The organism is Amphritea sp. 1_MG-2023 (genome assembly GCF_030547545.1).
In the GTDB taxonomy this organism is placed as follows: Bacteria; Pseudomonadota; Gammaproteobacteria; order Pseudomonadales; family Balneatricaceae; genus Amphritea.
Map to the genome: position 1 here is coordinate 1 of NZ_JAUOQE010000083.1, position 704 is coordinate 704.

The 704-nt window shown below is 56.8% G+C and carries 1 protein-coding gene; it reads right to left on the reverse strand.

Features of this window, described 5'->3' with window-relative positions; genetic code table 11:
* On the reverse strand, positions 1-704 hold a 704-nt coding region (locus tag Q4488_RS18760; protein ID WP_303582125.1), incomplete at both ends, for a hypothetical protein.

Genomic DNA, 704 nt, shown 5'->3' on the forward strand with positions numbered 1-704 from the left:
GTGAGGGTTTCATCTTCGGTGGCGGTACCGGTGATGCTCGGTAGGCCAACGATCGGATCGTTAACAGCGGTGACGGCCGCGGTGGCAGCGCTATTCAGCGGACCTTCATCGAAGCCCTGATCATCGGTGATGCTCACGTTCACCCGCACCTGTTGGCCGACATCGGGATCATCTAAGGTGTAAGTACTGCTCGTCGCCCCAGTGATATCGCTCCAAGTAACACCATCGGCAGACCGCTGCCATTGATAACTGAAGCTATTGCTCAACTCGTCAGGATCGCTGATAGCGCTGATATCGGCGGTGAGGGTTTCATCTTCGGTGGCGGTGCCGCTGATACTCGGTAGGCCAACGATCGGATCGTTAACAGCGGTGACGGCCGCGGTGGCAGCGCTATTCAACGGCCCTTCATCGAAGCCCTGATCATCGGTGATACTCACGTTCACCCGAATCTGCTGACCCACATCGGGATCATCGAGCGTGTAGCTATTACCGGTGGCCCCAGTGATATCGCTCCAGGTAACACCATCGACAGACCGCTGCCATTGATAGCTGAAACTATTGCTTAGGCCATCCACATCGCTGATACCACTAATATCGGCGGTGAGGGTTTCATCTTCGGTGGCAGTACCGCTGATACTCGGTAGGCCAGCAATCGGATCATTCACAGCGGTGACGGCCGCGGTGGCAGCGCTATTCAACGGCCC